Genomic DNA, 16,599 nt, shown 5'->3' on the forward strand with positions numbered 1-16,599 from the left:
TGGAACACGGAGTGTTTCCCGGTGAGACCGTCACCGGGCCCGACGTCCCGGACGAGGTCATTGACCGGTACCGGGAGCTGAGCGCGGACATCGCGTCCGGCGTGGGCGTGGTGTCCACCCGCCTGCGCGGACGCGATTACGCGGCCACCGTCAGCGGGTTCCTCTCCGTCTCCTACGATCCGCCCACCCTCCTGGTGAGCCTGTACGCCGAGGCACGCATTGCCGAGGCAGTGGTCGACGCCGGCAGCTGGGCGCTCAGCCTGCTGCCGGCGAGGCTGCGCGGTACCGCCAACTGGCTGGCCAGCCCCGGGTCACCACTGGAAGGGCTGCTGAACCAGGTTGACTACGGGCGGGCACCCGAAACCGGTGCCGCGGTTATCGAGGATTCCATCGCCTGGTTCGAGGTCCGCACCACGCAGGTGACGACGGCGGCGACGCACCAGCTGGTCATCGGCGAGGTGGTCGCCATGGGCCGCCGCGCCAATGCCGACGACGAGGCGGATCCGCTGGTGCACTTTGCCTCAGCCTACGCCCGGCTGGCCCGCTGATCCGGGCCGGAACCATTGTGTCCGCACTCCGCCCAACGTAACGTCGAGGAACGGGGGAAACGTTCCGCAGCCGGCTGGACGCTGCGGAGTTACCGGTCCTCAGGAGATGCAAATGGGCACAGACCAGTACCATGAGCCGCCTTCCGAACTTCCCGCAGAAACCCGGACGTTTGCGCGGATGTGCGCCAGCCTGGCAGAGGAAGCCGAGGCCATCGGCTGGTACGTCCAGCGGACGGCGGTGGAGCCCGACGCCGAGTCCCGGGCGATCATGCTTGATTCGCTCGGCGAGGAATTCAAGCACTTCAGCATGGAACTCGAGTTCCTGCTGCGCCGCACTCCCCTCTGGCGGGAAATCGCCTACGGCATCCTCTTCTCCGAGGGAGACATAGTCCGGCACGGCGAAGCCTCGGAGGCCGAAGCAACCGGCGACTAGTCCCCCGGCAACCCCGCAACCACTCCTCCGCTCAGGGAGGTGCCGCCATGGCACGCAACAGCCTGCTGGACCGTTTCCGACCCGTCGGTGCGCCCGGCCCCGCCGGGCCGGCCGGTGTTCCGGCCACTGATGACGAAGGAACGGCCGCCGAGCTGATCCCCGTCTTCGAGGCCCTCGAGCCCACGATCGATGAGGGCACCGGGCTCACCGAATCAGCCGCCGCCCAGGCGCAGCAGACCGTCGCCGCCGCCCGCAGGCAGGCCGCCGCCCTTGTGGAGCAGGCCCGGATGGACAGTGCGGCGGTACGGACCGAAGCCGCGGCGCGGGTCTCCGCTGAAGCCGCGCAGGAGGACGAGCAGCTGCTCGCCGACGCCAGGGAAGAGGCACAGGCGCTCCGGAGCCGCGGCGAGTCCCGGGTACCGGAACTCGCATCCGCCATTGTGGCGGATCTGGTTCAGGACCTGCTGGGCCGGGGAACGGACACCGGCTGATGAGGGCGGATTGGGTGGCGGCCTCGGTCCGGGCGCGGTCCATGGCGCAGCGGCGGGTGGGCGCCGGGATGTGCCGGGACCTGTCCGCCCTGCCGAGCCTGCCCGCCGCCGTCGAGGCGCTCAACGAGTCGGTGTACTCCGGCGACCTGGCCGGCGCCCGGACATTGGGCTCCGCACAGCAGGCCACCCGGAGTGCCGTGCTCTGGCAGCTGCGTGTCCTGGCCGGGTGGCTCCCGGCCGGCCAGGACACCCAGCTGGTGCGGGCGGCCGCCGCACGGTTCGAAGCGGACAACATCCTTACCCTCGCCGCCGCACTCCGGGCGGATACGGGGGCGAATACAGGCACGGAACCCGGCACAGCTGCCCCGTTAGGATCTGCCTTCGACCTCGGTGGGTTGGCCACGGCCTGGCCGCGGCTGCGCACCGCGGACTCCCCCGAAATGCTGCAGGCAATGCTGGCCGCGTCGCCTTGGGGTGACCCCGGCCCGGCTTCGGCGCTCCCCGACATGCTCACCGCCGTCTGGCTCCGCCGGTTGGCCGCCGCGGCCCCGGCCGCGCGCCCCTGGGCTGTTGCCGGGGCCGTGCTGCTGGCTGCCCGTTTGCTGCTGGTGAACGGCGTCCGCCCGACGGACCGCCTCGTATCCCTGCTCCGTCCACTGATCGGCACCGGATGGACGGAGGCCGCCTCGCTGCCGGAGTTGACCTCGGCCCTCAGCCCGGGCGCCGGCCGGATCCTGGCCGAGGTGCAGGAGCCGCATGAACTGTGGCAGGCGGAGGCCCGCCTTGCCGCCCAGGTGGAAACGGACGGCTTCGGCCTGCTGCGGGCCGGGCTGCCCGGCCCGGACGTGGTGCTCGGCGCCATGGCGGTCCTGGCTGCCGACGCGTGGCGGGTCCGCGCTGCACTGGCCGCGGCAGCCGCAGGCACCGGGAGAAGCGAGGTGCTCGATGCCGTGGCGTGAAACCCTCAGTCCGGTCCGGATGGACCGCATCGCCCTGGTCTGGCCGCTCGGCGCCCGCCGTCCCGTCCTGACCGAGGTGGCGGCCAGCGCCGCAGTCGAACTGGATCTGCCCTTCGAACCCGGGGACGGTCCGGAGGAGTTGGACCGCGCCGCGGACGCCGCCGTCGTTCACGGGCCGGTGGCCGCGCTGGTTGGCTGGTCCCCCACCCGGCAGCTGCCGGAACTCCGGAAGGCCCTCGAGCCGCACGGCGCCTCCGCCGTGCCGCTGCGCCGGCCGCGCGGAGTGCAGCCGCCCACCCAGCTGACCGGTGAGGAACGACGCCGGCCGCGGCTCTCGCGGCTGCTCGTGGACACCTACACCACTGTCCCGTACGCGGACCTGGACCCGGCGCGGATAGCCGCGGTGGCGTACGTGGTGATGTTCGGGATGATGTTCGGCGACGCCGGGCAGGGGGCCCTGCTGGTGATCGCCGGGCTGCTGGTCCGGTTCCTTCGGGTGCCGTGGCTGGAGCGCTACCGCCGGACCTGGCTTTTCATTACCGGGGCCGGTGCGGCGGCAGTGTTTTTCGGCATCCTGTACGGGGAGTTCTTCGGCCCCACCCATGTGCTGCCGGTGCTGTGGCTGGAACCGCTCGAAGAACCCATACCGCTAATCGTCGCCGCCCTGGTGCTCGGGGCGGTGCTGCTGGCCGGGTCCTACGCGCTCGGAACCATTAATCGGGTCCGGGAGGGCGGCTGGGGGTATGCCCTGTATGCCCGCTCGGGGCTGGCCGGAGCCTTGCTGTTCGCGGCGATCGGCCTGGTGGCCTGGGGGCTGCTGGCCGGCAGCGCCGTAATCCTGGTGGCCGCCGGAACCGCTGCACTGGTCGCGCTGGTGTTCATCTTCATCGGCCTGTTCGTGGAATCCGGCGGCGGACCCACGGGCGGACTCCAGGCCACGGTGGAACTGGTGGACACCGTGGTGCAGCTGGCCTCGAACCTGGTGTCCTTCACCCGGCTGGCCGCCTTCGGCCTTACACACGCGGCCCTGATGATGGTGGTCTGGCAGGCAACAACGGCCATCTGGGAACCGGGCTGGAGGATCATCCCCGCCATCCTGATGTTCGTGCTGGGCAATGTCCTCACCTTCGCCTTGGAAGGCCTCGTGGCCGGCATCCAGGCGCTGCGGCTGGAGTACTACGAGCTCTTCTCCCGCGTCTTCACCGAGGAGGGACGCCCGTTCCGGCCCTGGGCTCCCGACCTTGGGCCCGCCTCCGGTGGGCCCGCCTCCGCTGCCTCCGCCGTTCCCGCTGCTGAAAGGCACCTGCCGTGAATCCCTGGTTTGCCGTCCTTCCCCTGGCCCTGTTCCTTACCGTCCTGCTGGCCGGGGGCGCCCTGGCCCTGATGCGCCGACGCCGCCGGGCGGGCGTCCGCGCGCTGCTCGGGCTGAACGCCGTCCTCATGGCCGGAGCGCTGGCCCTGCTGGTCTCCGCCCTGAACGCAGCCCCGGCCACGGCGGGCGACGGCGGGGCTGCCGCCACCGCTGTCGCAGCGGCAACCGACGGCAGTGACAGCAGCGGTGCCGCGCTGATCGGCGCCGCGATCGCCGTCGCCGGGTCCTCCATCGGCGCGGCCATCGCCGTCGCCTACACCGGTTCGGCCGCCCTGGCGGCGATGAGTGAGCGGCCGGAAATCTTCGGACGGGCCATGGTGGTAGTGGGCCTGGCAGAGGGCATCGCCATTTACGGGTTGATCATTTCCATCATCCTCATCGGCCAGGCATGAGCAGCCGGGAAGGAACCGTGGCCGCGCTGGGGAATCCTGCCCTGCTGGAGGGGTACCGGCTGGCGGGGGCAGAGCTCCACCCCGCCGCCGGAGCCGCCGACGTCCGGGCCGCCTGGGCGGGGCTGCCCGACTCGGTCTGCGTCGTCCTGCTCACGCCCGACGCCGCAGCGCACCTCAGCGACGAACTGGTCCATCCGGCGTCGCCCCTGACGGCGGTGCTGCCTTCATGACCCGGCTGCCGCAGGGTGCGGAGGCGGCCCTGGACCCGGTGCGGCAGGCACTGAGGCGGGATGCCGAGACAGCCGCCGCCCGGTCCGAGGCTGACGCGCGGCAGCAGGCCGCCGACCTGCTGGGCAGGGCGCAGGCGGAGGCGGACGATATCCACCGCACCGCGCAGCGCGAAGGTGCCGAAGCCGCCCGGGCCGATGCCGCGGCTTCCTCCGCCCGTGCCCGCCGTCAGGCGCGCCGGACCGTCCTCGCCGAGCAGGAACACCTGCGGTCGCTCCTGGCCGCACAGGTCCAGGAGCAGGTCCGTGAAGTGCGGCGGGACCCGCGCTACCCGCAGATCCTGCGGCGGCTGACCGCGGAGGCGGACCGGATCCTCGGACCGATGGCGTCAGTGACCGAAAGCCACAAGGGGGGCGTGACCGGCACGGCCGGCTCGCGGCGGCTGGACCTGTCGCTGCCCACCCTGGCCGACCAGGCGCTGGAGGACCATTCCGGGGAGGTGCGGCGGCTATGGCACGACGGATGAGGGCTTCGGAACCGGCGGAAACAGGCGGCAGCGGCCGGATCACCCGGGTCAGCGGACCGCTGGTGGAAATCAGCGGCCTGACCGGGCTGTCCATGCTCGAAGTGGTCAATATCGGCCCGGACGGCATTGCCGCGCAGGCGGTATCCATCAACGGGGACCAGGCCACCCTGCAGGCCTACGAATACACCGGCGGGCTGAAGGCCGGCGACCGTGCCGAACGGACCGGCCACCAGCTGGCCGGGCTGCTGGGACCGGGGCTGCTGGGCACCGTCTTCGACGGGCTGCTGCGCCCGCTCTCCTCCGCTCCGCTCTGGCTGACGCAGGAACGGCAGAGCTCAGCCGAGGACCCCGCAGTGCTGGAAACCCGGTGGGAGTTCGCGCCGTCGGTAGCCGTCGGCGAGACCGTGCGGGCCGGACAGGTCCTGGGCACCGTGCCCGGCGTGGGCACAATTGAGTTTCGGGTGCTGGCGCCGCCGTCGGTCTCCGGCGAGGTGACGTGGCTGGCCGAGGGCAAGGTCCGGCCGCTGGATCCGGTGGCCCGGATCGGCGGCATGGAGGTGCCCCTCGCGCAGCGCTGGCCGGTGCACCGCCCGCGGCCGTTCGGCGAGCGCATCACGGATCTGGTGCCGCTGCAGACCGGGCAGCGGGTCCTGGATCTGCTGTTCCCGGTTCCCCGCGGCGCGGCTGCCGCGGTACCCGGCGGCTTCGGCACCGGCAAGACCCTCACCCTGCAGCAGATCGCCAAGTGGTCCAACGCGGACGTGATTGTCTACGTGGGGTGCGGCGAGCGCGGCAACGAGATGGCCGACGTGCTGGACGGACTCTCGGGGCTGGACGATCCCCGTACCGGCGGCAAGCTGATTGACCGGACCGTCATCATTGCCAATACCTCCAATATGCCCATGATGGCCCGGGAAGCGTCCATCGCCTCCGGCGTCACCGTAGCCGAGTTCTTCCGCGACATGGGCTACGACGCCGTCGTGATTGCCGACTCCACCTCCCGCTGGGCCGAGGCTCTGCGCGAGTTCGCCAACCGCAACGGGGACCTCCCCGCCGAGGAAGGGTATCCGGCCTCCCTCGCCAGTGAGCTCGCCGCGTTCTACGAGCGGGCCGCCCGGGTGCGGACGCTGGGCGGGGCGACGGCGTCGGTCACCGTGATCGGGGCGGTCTCCCCTCCTGGCGGAGATATGAGCGAACCGGTGACCACCGGCACCCAGCGCTTTGTCCGCTCGCTGTGGCTGCTGGACCGGGACCTCGCCTACTCCCGGCACTACCCCGCCGTCAGCTGGCGCGGTTCCTTTTCCCGTGACGCCGAGTCGCTGGGCCGCTGGTACTCCGCCCACGGGGATCCGAGGTGGGCGCAGCGCCGGGCCTCCGCCACCCTGCTCCTCTCGGAGGCGGACCGCCTGACCGCCTTGGCCGAGATCATCGGCGCCTCCTCCCTCCCCGGACATGAGCAGATGGTCCTGCTCGGCGGGCGCCTGCTGCGCGACGGGGTGCTGCTGCAGAACGCGCTCAGCCCCAACGACGGCTACAGCTCTGCGGACAAGGGCGGCGCGCTGCTGCAGACGGTGCTGGACGTGGTGGAGACCTGCCAGGCCCTGGTGGCGCGCGGAGTGCCGCCGGCCGACGTCGACAGCTATGACTTCAGCCCCGTCCTGCGCCTGCGGGAGGACACCGGGCCCACAGATGCCGCCGGCGTGCAGGAGCGCGGCCGGGCCTTCATCCGGCGCCTGACCGAGGCACTGGACCAGCCACCGACGGGAGATGCCCATGGCTAACAGCCACCGAGCGCAGGTAGGCCACAGTGACGTGCGTGAACTGCGCGGACCGCTGCTGGTCCTCGGGGACACGGAGGGCGTCGGCTGGGACGAGTTCGCCACGGTGGACGTCGAGGGCGGCCCCCAGCGGCATGGCTTGGTGCTGGAGGTCGACGGCGACGAGACCACCCTGCAGGTCCTCGAAGGTACCGAGGGCATGGCACTGGGCGGAGTGGAAGTCCGCTTCCAGGGCCGGCCGCTGGCAGTACCGGTGGGCCCCGGCTGGCTGGGCCGGGTGTGCAACGGGCGCGGTGAACCGCTCGACGGCGGTCCGCCCGTCACCGCCGAGGACACCTCTCCCGTGGGTGGCTGGCCGCTGAACCCCGTCTACCGGGAACCGCCGCAGGACCCGGTGATCACCGGCGTCTCCGTAGTGGATGCCCTTACCACCCTGGTCCGCGGCCAGAAGCTGCCGATCTTCTCCATCCCCGGGCTGCCGCACCTGACCCTGGCCACCCAGATCGCCGCGCAGGCCACCGCATCCTCCGGACGGGCCTTCCGGGTGGTGTTCGCCGCCATGGGGATGACCCATGCCGATATCGCCTATATCCGCGACCGGCTGGAGGAACGCTCCGCCGCCGGTGAACTGGTCCTGCTGCTCAACGCCGCGGATGATCCGGTGATTGAACGGATCCTCACCCCGCGCATTGCCCTGACCATCGCGGAGTCCCTGGCCTACGACTACGGCTCGGACGTGCTGGTGGTGATGTCGGATATGACCAGCTACGCCGAGGCGGTACGTGAGGTCTCCGCCGCCCGCCGGGAGATCCCCGCCCGGCGCGGCTACCCCGGCTACCTGTACAGCGACCTGGCTGAGCTGTACGAACGCTGCGGCCGGGTCCGGGGGCGGGAGGGTTCGGTGACCGTTGTGCCGGTGCTGACCATGCCAGCCGGGGACATCACCCATCCGGTGCCGGACCTCACCGGCTACATCACCGAGGGGCAGGTGGTGCTCGACGGCGACATCGATGCCCGCGGCATCTACCCGCCGGTGGACGTGCTCTCCTCGCTGTCACGTCTCATGCGCAGCGGCGCCGGCCGGGGACGGACCCGGGAGGACCACCTCGACGTCGCGGCCCAGATCCTCTCAGCGATGGCCCGCGCCCGGTCCGCCGCGGAACTGGCCGAACTGGTAGGGGCTGCGGCGCTGAGCGAAACCGACAAGGCGTATATCGAGTTCCGGACCGTGGTGGAGAAGGAACTGCTCAACCAGGGACGGGACGAACTGCGCACCCTGGAGCAGACGCTGGACCTGGCCTGGCAGGCACTGTCCCTGCTGCCGCGGCGGGAACTCACCATGCTGTCCGCCGAGTTCCTGGACCGGTACCTGCCGTGAGCGGGTTCCGGTCCGGCGGCAGCCGGGCCGAACGGTCCGAGGTGCAGCGCCGGCTCGCCACGGCCCGGCGCGGAGCCGAACTGCTGGACCGGAAGCAGCGCATCCTGCAGGCGGCCATCGAGGGCCTGCAGGAGCGGGCGGATGCGGGCACCCGTGCCTGGGAAACCGCCGCCCGGGAGGCTGCGGTGTGGCTGCAGCGCAGTACCGGGCTGGACGGTGCGGACCGCCTGCTGGAGGCCGCACCGCCGGACGCCGCTGTCGCCGTCGTGCAGTGGGGCGGGGCCATGGGCATCTCGTATCCCGAGGCGGCGTCCTGCACCGTGCCGCCGGCTCCTCCCGCCGGCGGCAGTTCCGCCCTGGCGTTTGCGGCGGCGGCGCACCGGGCGGCGTTGGAGGCGGCCGTGGCTGCTGCGGCCGGGCAACGCGCGCTGCTTCTCGTGTCGGAGGAGCTTGCCGCCACCCGAACGCGGCAGCGGGCCGTGGAGAACCGGTGGATCCCCCGGCTGGAGGAACAGTTGACGGCCATCGAACGCCGGATCGCCGAACAGGAACTGGAGGAAAGCCTGCGGCTGCGCTGGGCCGCCGGGCTGATGTGAGGGCGGCGGACGGAGGCCACAGGAATCGATAGGGCACTAGTTACCGTTTTCAGCCCGGCTTCGGTAACTACTGCACTTTCGATCGGAGCCCTGCCGATCCTGCCCGGGGCAGCCACCTGCCTTGCCGACCGGCTGCTCGGCCGGTCCGACAGGCCGGTCGGAAACGTGGCCTAAATCACTTTGATGTACTAGCCTCGCCAGCAACAGGGCCTTTGGCGCCTGTCTGGGGAAGTCGTGGATCAAAGGAGAACCATGCGCGGCATAAAGAAGACGTTTATGGCAGTGACGGTCGTGGGGTTGGCGCTCACCGGCTGCTCGGGCGATTCCGGCGGGGAGGACTCCCAGACCCTGCTGATTGCGTACAAGAAGGCCGACCCCGTCCTCGAATCCCTGATGGAAAACACCAAAGAGCAGTTTGAGGCTGCCAACGAGGGCATCACCGTGGAACTGAGCCCGATTGAGGGCAACGACGACGATTACGCGACCAAGCTGGCCCTCTCGCAGCGCTCCCCCGACACCGCTCCGGACGTCTTCGTGGAGGATTCGTTCAAACTGCGGGCCGACGTCGACGCCGGCTACGTCCTCGCGCTGGACGAATACCTCGCTGACTGGGAGGACTGGGACGCGTTCAACGAAACCGCGAAGGAAGCCGGAACGGGCGACGACGGCGGCATCTACGCGGTCCCGCTGGAAGCCGACACCCGGGTCATTTGGTACAACCAGAATGTCCTGGGCGCAGCCGGCATCGAGCTGCCCTGGCAGCCCCAAAACTGGGAGGACCTGCTGGAGATGGCCCGCACCGTCAAGGCAGCCAACCCCGATGTGGTGCCGTTCAGCATGTATGCAGGCACCATGCAGAGCTTCTACGAACTGCTGTACGGCACCGAAGACGGTGCCCTGTACGACGAGGACGAACAGAAGTGGGTCGTCGGCTCCCAGGGGTTCATCGATTCACTGGACTTCCTGAAGACCATCTACGACGAAGGGCTGGCGGTCACTCCGGCCCAGGCGCTGGATCCGAACATCTGGCAGGAGATTGTGGGCGACATGCTGCCGCAGGACCGCATGGGTGCCACGGTCGAGGGCTCCTACGCCCCGCAGTTCTGGCAGGAAGGGGCGGATTATGAATGGCCGGAATACGGCGAAGTGATGGCGACCTCCCCGTTCCCCACCCAGAACGGACAGGAGCCCGGCGCCGTGAGCATGTCCGGCGGCTGGACCCTCGCCGTGGGTGCCGGAAGCGAAAACCCCGAGCTGGCCGTGGACTTCGTGAAGATGGCCATGAACTTCGACAACTCGCTGGCCTACACGGTGGACGCCTCAAAGATAGCCGTGCGCAACGACGTCGCGGAAACCACCGAATACCAGGAGATGAACCCCTTCGCCAAGGAGGTCACCGAGGTGCTCGAAGTGAGCCGCTACCGCCCGGCAACCGCCGACTTCGCCGAAATCGACACTGCGGTGCTCACGGCGACCCAGGAGGTAGTGGCCGGAGGCAAGAGCCCGGAGGAGGCGGCAGCCGACTATGACGAGGCCCTGAAACAGATCGTCGGCGAAGACAACGTCATTGAAAAGTAGTCCCGGCTTGTCGGGCATGTCCCCTGCCCGCGCCGCCGGCGCGACCGCGGCCCGGGACCGGGACCAGCCGGTTCGGGAGGCTCCCCGCCCGCGGACACCGCCGGCGTCCGTGCGGCTGCGGCAGGCCGTCCGCCTGCTGCCGCTGCTGCCCGCCGTCGTACTGCTTCTGGTGTTCCTCGGGGGACCCATCCTGTGGGCCTTCTACGGTTCGTTCACCGATGCAGGCCTCACCGGCGCCAGTGCCCGGAACCCGGAATGGATCGGGCTGGACAACTACCGCACCCTGCTCACCGATCCGCAGTTTCCGCACTCCCTGTGGCTGACGTTCCTGTTTGTCCTCGGATCCGCCGTCATCGGCCAGAACTGCCTGGGGCTGGCGCTGGCCCTGGTGATGCAGCGCGCCAACCGCGTGGTGGCTGCGGTGGCGGGCACCTGTGTGGTGGCGGCATGGGTGCTGCCGGAAATTGTTGCTGCTTTTATTGCCTACGCGTTCTTCTTCCGGGACGGAATGCTGAACCAGCTCACCGGGCTTGCGGGGCTGCCCGTAGTGGACTGGCTCTACGAATACCCCATGCTGGCCCTGGTATTTGCGAACATCTGGCGGGGCACCGCCTTTTCGATGATGAACTACCAGGCCGCATTGAACGACGTCCCGCCGGAGATCACCGAATCGGCAACCATCGACGGCGCCGGCGGAATGCAGCGGCTGCGGTTCATCACGCTGCCCATGATCAAGAGCAGCATCGCCACCAACCTGATGCTGATCACGCTGCTGACCCTGGGCACGTTCACCCTCATCTACGTAGTGACCGGCGGCGGGCCGCTCAATGCCAGCACCACGCTGCCGATCATGGCTTACGAGCAGGCCTTCCAATACGGCGACATCGGCTACGGCACCGCCATTGCCGTTGTGATGCTGCTTATCGGAGCGGTGTTCTCCATCGCCTATATCCGCATGCTGCGGGAAAGGAAGGACTAGTCCATGGCCGCCGTCGCCACCGCCGCCCCCGCCCGGGGGGCCGGCAAAACCCGCAGCGCCCGCACTGCCAATATCGTGCTGGTGCTGCTGGCAGCCTGCTTCCTGCTTCCGCTTACCTGGCTGCTGGCCGCCTCAGTGAACGCCGATGCCAGCTACGAGCTGGCGATACCGACGACCCTCACCCTGGAGAACTTCGCCGCCATTATGACGGCGCAGCAGACGTTCATTCCCCTGTTGAACAGCTTCATCCTCGCCGTCGGCTCCGCGTTGGTCACCGTCACGGCCGCGGTGCTCGCTGCCTACCCGCTTTCCCGCTACCAGATGCGCTTCAAGCGCCCGTTTATGTACACCATCCTCTTCGGCACCTGCCTGCCGATCACCGCGATCATGGTTCCGGTGTACAGCCTGTTCGTGCAGCTGAACCTGCTGGATTCACTGGCCGGCACCATCTTCTTTATGGGCGCCACCTTCCTGCCGATCGCGATCTGGATGACCAAGAACTTCATGGACTCCGTGCCCGTGTCCCTGGAGGAGGCGGCCTGGATTGACGGGGCTTCCTCCATGAAGGCGCTGTTCTACGTGGTGCTCCCGCTGATGCGGCCGGGTCTGGCAGTGGTGTTCATCTTCGTGTTCCTGGAGGCATGGGGAAACTTCTTCGTCCCGTTCATCCTCCTCTTCTCGCCCGACAGCCAGCCTGCGGCAGTGAGCATCTTCCGCTTCTTCGACGAGTACGGCGGCGTGGCCTACGGCGAGCTGGCGGCCTTCTCCATCCTGTACTCGCTTCCCGTGATCGTTCTCTACATCGTTTCCCGTGCCTTGGGCGGCTCGTTTGCCCTCAGCGGGGCCATGAAAGGCTAAGGTGCCTGGTGCACGCGAACCGCGAACTTGTTGAAGCCCGCATCAGCCGGTTCCTGCGGGAACGGCTCGAACCTGCACGGTGGCGGGACCGGCGGCCGCTGGACATTGCCGTATGGACGGAACCGGGCGAGCCGGTGCCCTTCGCGGAGGCATCAGGCCGGGAATTCCTCCCCTTCAGCGCGGGCCAGGCCTGGGGCGCCCCGTGGGACACCACCTGGTTTCGGGTCAGCGGAACGGTACCCGACGGCTGGGCCGAAGCGGACGGCGTCCGGCCGGAGCTGGTGATCGATCTGGGGTTCGACGGCGACGGCCCGGGCTTCCAGGCCGAGGCGCTGGTCTACACGGAGCAGGGAACAATAGTCAAAGCGGTGGAACCGCGGAACCTGCACGTTCCGCTCCCCCGCCGGCCGGGTGAAACCTTCACCTACTACATCGAGGCCGCGTCCAATCCCAACGTGATCGCGGGCTTCACTTACGCGCCCACTCCCATGGGCGACCGGACGACGGCGGGCAGCGCGCCGCTGTACGTGTTCCGCGCCGCGGACCTTGCCCTGCTGGACGTTCCGGCCTGGAACCTTGCCAGGGACTTCTGGACCCTCAACGGGCTAATGCATGAGCTGCCCATGGACCTGCCCCGCCGGCACGAAATCCTGCGCGCAATGGAACGGGCGGTCGATGCGGTTGACCCCTCCGACATCCCCGGCACCGCCGGTGCCGGCCGGGCAGCGCTGGCCGCTGTGCTGGCCAGCCCGGCGTATGCGAGCGCGCACCGGATCTCCGCGGTGGGACACGCGCATATCGATACCGCCTGGCTGTGGCCCGTGCGGGAAACCATCCGGAAGGTGGCCCGGACCTTCGCCAATGTGCTGGAGCTGATGGACCACGATCCCGAGTTCGTTTTTACTGCCTCCTCAGCCCAGCAGTATGCGTGGCTGAAGGACCACAATCCGGACCTGTTTGACCGGGTCGCCAAGAAGGTACGCAGCGGGCAGTTCGTGCCCACCGGCGGGATGTGGGTGGAATCGGACACGAACCTGCCCGGCGGTGAAGCGCTGGCGCGGCAGTTCGTGGCCGGAAAGCGCTTCTTCCGGGAGGAGTTCGGTGTGGACCCCGAGGTGGTCTGGCTGCCTGACTCATTCGGGTACTCCGCAGCGCTGCCGCAGATCGCCCGGGCCGCAGGCGCCCGGTGGTTCCTTACGCAGAAAATCTCCTGGAACGAAACCAACACCATGCCGCACTCCACGTTCCTCTGGGAGGGCATCGACGGCACCCGGCTGTTCACGCACTTTCCGCCCGTGGACACCTACAACTCCGAGCTCTCCGGCCAGGAACTGGCCCGTGCACAGCGCCAGTACGCCGAGAAGGGCTTCGGGAACACGTCCCTGGTTCCGTTCGGGTGGGGCGACGGCGGCGGCGGCCCCACCCGGGAGATGCTCGCGGCGGCGGAGCGCACCGCGGACCTGGAAGGGTCCCCGCAGGTGCGGCTTTCCAGCCCGGAACGGTTCTTCGCCGCAGCCGAGGAGGAACTGGCCGAGCCTCCGGTATGGTCCGGGGAGCTCTACCTGGAGTTTCACCGCGGTACCTACACGAGCCAGGCCAACACCAAAAAGGGCAACCGGCGCAGTGAGCACCTCCTGCGGGAAGCCGAATTGTGGGCAGCGACTGCCGCGGTGCGCACCGGTGCCGCGTACCCCTACGACGTGCTGGAACAGGCCTGGCACACGGTCCTGCTCCAGCAGTTCCATGACATCCTGCCCGGCACCTCCATCGCCTGGGTGCATCAGGAAGCCGAGCGTAACTACGCCCGGGTGGCGGCAGCACTTGAGACGGTGATCGAGGACGCCGCCGGGACCCTGTTGGGCAGCGGCGACACCTTGGCGGTGCTGAACGCGGGTCCGTATCCGCAGCAGGGCGTGCCCGCTGGAGGTGCGGCTGCGGCGTCGGCTTTTGCGCGAAGCTCCGGCAGCTGGGAACGCACCGACGCCGGCTGGCATCTGGCGGGGCCCCGCCTTCGGCTGACGGTGGACGACGCCGGACTGTTTACCTCCCTGGTTGCCGACGGCCGGGAAGTGTTCCTGCCCGGCCGGCCCGGAAACCACTTCCAGCTCTTCCGCGACACTCCCAACCAGTGGGACGCGTGGGACCTGGACGCACACTACCGGTTCAGCAGCACCGAGCTGATGCAGCCCGACGCCATGAAGCTGGAGGATGACGGCCGGGTCCTGAGCATCGAGCGGTCTTTCGGCGCTTCCACCCTGGTGCAGCGTATTACGCTCAGCCCGGACGGTGCGGCGGTGGACCTCACCGTCGATGTGGACTGGCACGAACGGCAGAAGCTGCTCAAACTCGCCTTTCCGCTGGACGTGCATGCGGACCGCGCGGCGTCGGAAATCCAGTTTGGGCACCTCTACCGCCCCACCCATGCCAACACCTCCTGGGACGCGGCGCGCTTTGAAACAGTGGCGCACCGCTGGATCCACGTCGGGGAGCCCGGATTCGGCGTCGCCGTGGCCAATGACCGGACCTACGGGCACGATACGATCCGGGACGAGGTGGACGGGCGGACCTGCACGACGGTCCGGCTGTCGCTGCTCCGCGCTCCGGTGTTCCCGGATCCGGGCACGGACCAGGGCCCGCACCGGTTCCGGTTTTCGCTGCGGCCGGCTGCAGGGATTCCCGACGCGGTGGCGGAGGGATACCGGCTGAACCTGCCGCTGCGCACGGTATCCGGAGTTGGAGCCGCCGACACCGTCCCGCTGCTGGCGGTGGATCATCCCGCGGTGGTGATCGAGGCGGTGAAGCTCGCAGAGGACCGCAGCGGCGACGTCGTCGTCCGGCTTTATGAGGCATTCGGCGGGCGGGCGACGGCGCGGGTCACAGCCGGTTTCGACTACTCCTCAGTTGCCGCGATGGACCTGCTGGAACGTCCGGTGGACTCTGTGGCCATGGTCGATGCCGGAGACGGCGGGGTGCAGTTGTCGCTGCGGCCTTTCGAGCTGGTCACGCTGCGGTTCCGGGTCAGTTGACGGGCCGGTCCCCGGATCGAGTCTGCAACATTTACCGTTTCAGCAATCGAGTCTGCAATATTTACCGTTTTGGGGCCGAATATCGGTAAATATTGCAGACTCGATGCGAAACAGTCCGAACCACGAAGGTCCCCGGAACCGCGCTACAGCCGGAAGCTCTCGTCCAGCCGCTCAATGATGGTGACATTCGCCTGGCCGCCGCCCTCGCACATGGTCTGCAGGCCGTAGCGGCCGCCCGTGCGCTCAAGTTCATGCAGCAGCGTGGTCATAATCCGCGCGCCGGTGGCCCCGATCGGGTGGCCCAGGGCGATGCCGCCGCCGTTGACATTGACCTTGGCCATATCCACGCCGAGCTCCCGCTGCCAGGCCAGCACCACGGAGGCGAAGGCCTCGTTGATTTCCAGCAGGTCCATGTCCTCGATGCTCATCCCGGTGCGCTTCAGGGCATGCCGGGTGGCTTCGATCGGAGCGCTGAGCATCATGACCGGATCATCCCCGCGGGCGGAAATGGAGTGGATGCGGGCGCGGGGCTTCAACCCGTAGCGGCGCACCGCATCTTCGGACGCGACCAGCAGCACGGCGGCGGCATCGGAAATCTGCGAGGAGGTCGCAGCGGTGAGGTGTCCGCCCTCGGCCAGGGGTGCGAGCGTGGCGATCTTGGCGCGGTCCGGATCCCGGGGACCCTCATCCGCGGTGACGCCGTTCATCGGCAGGATTTCCCGGTCGAAGCGGCCCTCGCCCTGCGCAGCAATGGCACGCATGTGGGATTCGACGGCGAAGTCCTCCATCTCCTCGCGCGTCAGCCCCCACTGCTTGACCATCATCTCCGCACCGATGAACTGGGAGATCTGCTGGTTCCCGTAGCGCTTCTCCCAGCCGACGGAGCCGGCAAACGGGTTCGGGAAGCCCAGCTCCTTGGCAGCCGAGTTGGCGAAGGACAGCGGCACGGAGGACATGCTCTGCACACCGCCGGCAATCACGAGATCGCTGGTGCCGCTCATCACGGCCTGCGCGGCGTAGGACACGGCCTGCTGACCGGAACCGCACTGGCGCTCCACGGTGGTGCCGGGAACGCGTTCGGACAGGCCCGCCGCGAGCCAGGAGGTGCGGGCAATGTCCATGGCCTGCGGTCCCACCTGGTCAATGGCGCCGAGGATGACCTCGTCATACTCCGCGGAGTCGATCCCTGCGCGCCGGACCGTTTCGGCAATCACATGCGCGGCGAGGTCGGCGGGATGGATTGTGCTCAGTCCCCCGTTGCGCTTGCCGACGGGAGTGCGGACGGCGTCGATGATGAAGGCTTCAGCCATGGTCGAGGGCCTTTCGTCGTTGTAAGGCAGTTTTGTTCCCTGGTCGCGTGGACCCAGGGCCGGCACCCGGTGCACGGGGTATGTGCCGTGCACCACAATAGGCGATTCTGTCGGGCCGGTAACCAGACCAGCGGTATGTGTGTGGCC

General features: G+C 69.0%; 16 protein-coding genes. 15 read left to right on the plus strand and 1 reads right to left on the minus strand.

Features of this window, described 5'->3' with window-relative positions; translation table 11 throughout:
- Positions 1–11 precede the first annotated feature (11 nt).
- The 15 genes from LOC60_RS08405 (at position 12) to LOC60_RS08475 (ending at position 15,142) form a co-directional block, all read left to right on the plus strand.
- Entirely contained in the window at positions 12–548 is a 537-nt protein-coding gene (locus tag LOC60_RS08405) for a flavin reductase family protein (protein ID WP_230024365.1), read from the plus strand.
- A 112-nt stretch (positions 549–660) separates the two neighbouring features.
- Positions 661–981, plus strand: coding sequence for a ferritin family protein (locus tag LOC60_RS08410; protein WP_230024367.1), 321 nt, complete (start codon positions 661–663; stop codon positions 979–981).
- 47 nt (positions 982–1,028) lie between these two features.
- Positions 1,029–1,472 carry a hypothetical protein gene (locus LOC60_RS08415; protein WP_230024368.1) on the plus strand — a complete coding sequence of 148 codons (444 nt, stop codon included), beginning with the start codon at positions 1,029–1,031 and terminating at the stop codon, positions 1,470–1,472.
- Entirely contained in the window at positions 1,472–2,431 is a 960-nt protein-coding gene (locus tag LOC60_RS08420) for a hypothetical protein (protein ID WP_230024369.1), read from the plus strand. Before LOC60_RS08415 ends, LOC60_RS08420 begins: the two co-directional genes overlap by 1 nt.
- The gene (locus tag LOC60_RS08425) at positions 2,418–3,743 is read left to right on the plus strand and encodes a V-type ATPase 116kDa subunit family protein (protein WP_230024370.1); all 1,326 of its coding nucleotides are present in this window, start codon (positions 2,418–2,420) and stop codon (positions 3,741–3,743) included. Before LOC60_RS08420 ends, LOC60_RS08425 begins: the two co-directional genes overlap by 14 nt.
- Positions 3,740–4,195, plus strand: a complete 456-nt coding sequence (locus LOC60_RS08430) for an ATP synthase subunit C (RefSeq protein WP_230024371.1) — start codon at positions 3,740–3,742, stop codon at positions 4,193–4,195. Before LOC60_RS08425 ends, LOC60_RS08430 begins: the two co-directional genes overlap by 4 nt.
- The gene (locus tag LOC60_RS08435; protein ID WP_230024372.1) at positions 4,192–4,425 is read left to right on the plus strand and encodes a hypothetical protein; all 234 of its coding nucleotides are present in this window, start codon (positions 4,192–4,194) and stop codon (positions 4,423–4,425) included. Before LOC60_RS08430 ends, LOC60_RS08435 begins: the two co-directional genes overlap by 4 nt.
- On the plus strand, positions 4,422–4,949 hold the full coding sequence (locus LOC60_RS08440; RefSeq protein WP_230024373.1) for a hypothetical protein: 528 nt from the start codon (positions 4,422–4,424) through the stop codon (positions 4,947–4,949). Before LOC60_RS08435 ends, LOC60_RS08440 begins: the two co-directional genes overlap by 4 nt.
- Positions 4,946–6,730: a V-type ATP synthase subunit A gene (locus tag LOC60_RS08445; RefSeq protein WP_230024375.1), complete on the plus strand. Its 1,785-nt coding sequence runs from the start codon at positions 4,946–4,948 to the stop codon at positions 6,728–6,730. Before LOC60_RS08440 ends, LOC60_RS08445 begins: the two co-directional genes overlap by 4 nt.
- The gene (locus LOC60_RS08450; protein WP_230024376.1) at positions 6,723–8,105 is read left to right on the plus strand and encodes a V-type ATP synthase subunit B; all 1,383 of its coding nucleotides are present in this window, start codon (positions 6,723–6,725) and stop codon (positions 8,103–8,105) included. Before LOC60_RS08445 ends, LOC60_RS08450 begins: the two co-directional genes overlap by 8 nt.
- A complete protein-coding gene (locus LOC60_RS08455) occupies positions 8,102–8,701 on the plus strand; it encodes a V-type ATP synthase subunit D (RefSeq protein WP_230024377.1) in 600 nt (199 codons plus the stop codon). The genes LOC60_RS08450 and LOC60_RS08455 overlap by 4 nt, the downstream gene beginning before the upstream one ends.
- Before the next feature lie 252 nt (positions 8,702–8,953).
- Positions 8,954–10,279 carry an extracellular solute-binding protein gene (locus LOC60_RS08460; protein WP_230024378.1) on the plus strand — a complete coding sequence of 442 codons (1,326 nt, stop codon included), beginning with the start codon at positions 8,954–8,956 and terminating at the stop codon, positions 10,277–10,279.
- 16 nt (positions 10,280–10,295) lie between these two features.
- Positions 10,296–11,258: a carbohydrate ABC transporter permease gene (locus tag LOC60_RS08465; protein ID WP_231713248.1), complete on the plus strand. Its 963-nt coding sequence runs from the start codon at positions 10,296–10,298 to the stop codon at positions 11,256–11,258.
- A gap of 3 nt (positions 11,259–11,261) precedes the next feature.
- The gene (locus LOC60_RS08470) at positions 11,262–12,116 is read left to right on the plus strand and encodes a carbohydrate ABC transporter permease (protein ID WP_230024379.1); all 855 of its coding nucleotides are present in this window, start codon (positions 11,262–11,264) and stop codon (positions 12,114–12,116) included.
- 8 nt (positions 12,117–12,124) lie between these two features.
- Positions 12,125–15,142 (plus strand): alpha-mannosidase, encoded by a 3,018-nt coding sequence (locus LOC60_RS08475; protein WP_230024381.1) that lies wholly within the window; start codon positions 12,125–12,127, stop codon positions 15,140–15,142.
- 143 nt (positions 15,143–15,285) lie between these two features.
- On the opposite strand, the gene LOC60_RS08480 is transcribed toward LOC60_RS08475, so the two are convergent.
- Entirely contained in the window at positions 15,286–16,452 is a 1,167-nt protein-coding gene (locus LOC60_RS08480; protein ID WP_230024382.1) for an acetyl-CoA C-acetyltransferase, read from the minus strand.
- Positions 16,453–16,599: the final 147 nt, after the last annotated feature.

Origin of the sequence: Arthrobacter sp. zg-Y769 (genome assembly GCF_020907405.1) — a bacterium.
In the GTDB taxonomy this organism is placed as follows: Bacteria; Actinomycetota; Actinomycetes; order Actinomycetales; family Micrococcaceae; genus Arthrobacter_B.

Coding starts and splice junctions, on each gene's coding strand:
- LOC60_RS08450 (WP_230024376.1), top strand. CDS start 6,723: ATGGCTAACAGCCACCGAGCGCAGGTAGGCCACAGTGACGTGCGTGAA.
- LOC60_RS08410 (WP_230024367.1), top strand. CDS start 661: ATGGGCACAGACCAGTACCATGAGCCGCCTTCCGAACTTCCCGCAGAA.
- LOC60_RS08420 (WP_230024369.1), top strand. CDS start 1,472: ATGAGGGCGGATTGGGTGGCGGCCTCGGTCCGGGCGCGGTCCATGGCG.
- LOC60_RS08445 (WP_230024375.1), top strand. CDS start 4,946: ATGAGGGCTTCGGAACCGGCGGAAACAGGCGGCAGCGGCCGGATCACC.
- LOC60_RS08440 (WP_230024373.1), top strand. CDS start 4,422: ATGACCCGGCTGCCGCAGGGTGCGGAGGCGGCCCTGGACCCGGTGCGG.
- LOC60_RS08480 (WP_230024382.1), bottom strand. CDS start 16,452: ATGGCTGAAGCCTTCATCATCGACGCCGTCCGCACTCCCGTCGGCAAG.
- LOC60_RS08460 (WP_230024378.1), top strand. CDS start 8,954: ATGCGCGGCATAAAGAAGACGTTTATGGCAGTGACGGTCGTGGGGTTG.
- LOC60_RS08470 (WP_230024379.1), top strand. CDS start 11,262: ATGGCCGCCGTCGCCACCGCCGCCCCCGCCCGGGGGGCCGGCAAAACC.
- LOC60_RS08415 (WP_230024368.1), top strand. CDS start 1,029: ATGGCACGCAACAGCCTGCTGGACCGTTTCCGACCCGTCGGTGCGCCC.
- LOC60_RS08465 (WP_231713248.1), top strand. CDS start 10,296: ATGTCCCCTGCCCGCGCCGCCGGCGCGACCGCGGCCCGGGACCGGGAC.
- LOC60_RS08435 (WP_230024372.1), top strand. CDS start 4,192: ATGAGCAGCCGGGAAGGAACCGTGGCCGCGCTGGGGAATCCTGCCCTG.
- LOC60_RS08425 (WP_230024370.1), top strand. CDS start 2,418: ATGCCGTGGCGTGAAACCCTCAGTCCGGTCCGGATGGACCGCATCGCC.